Below are 549 nucleotides of genomic sequence, written 5' to 3'. Positions count from 1 at the left end.
CGGTCCCGCTCCAAAATGACGACGTAGGCTTCGCGTTTGAAAAACAGCAGCATACGGCGCAAATCTTTTTCCATCGTTACGACCCGCCAGCCTTCGGGGGTTTGTTTGTTGAGGAACGCGCTGAAATTGACGGGGTTGACCTTTGCCGCGCCGAAAAACAGGCTGGACAACAGGCTTTCCTGATAAATGACGACTTTGTATTCTTTCATCGTATTTCCTTTTCGGTTGAAACCCCGCCCTTTGGGGCGGTAGGATCAGACTTTATTTGGGAGGGAACCCCTTCCAAATCAGGACGACACATAGGGCGGTGCTTGATGTGCCGTCCCGTGTGTTGAAACATTGTTGCGTTCGGGTATGTGGTGAAACAGGCGGTCATTGTAAACGGTATTGCGGTTTATACACAGTGTGCCGCCCGTTCCGCCCGCCCGACGCGGGAAAAGCAGGCAAATTTCCCGCCGCCGAACGCGCCAAACGCATAAAACGCGCAGCAGGCGCGGTGCTATGTATTGAAACACCGCCCGGAACCCGATATAATCCGCCCTTCAACAT

1 protein-coding gene is annotated in these 549 nt (G+C 53.6%); it reads right to left on the bottom strand.

All coding sequences use genetic code 11. The features are described 5' to 3' along the window. A partial coding sequence (locus tag K5E19_RS23725; protein WP_221553372.1) for a DUF4177 domain-containing protein occupies positions 1 to 209 on the bottom strand: 209 nt, incomplete at its 3' end. Between the last annotated feature and the right edge of the window lie 340 nt (positions 210 to 549).

Source organism: Enterobacter sp. RIT637, from assembly GCF_019718755.1.
Taxonomy (GTDB): Bacteria; Pseudomonadota; Gammaproteobacteria; order Enterobacterales; family Enterobacteriaceae; genus Enterobacter.
The sequence above is the reverse complement of the archived record's forward strand: the minus strand, read 5'-3'. Positions and strand labels throughout refer to the sequence as shown.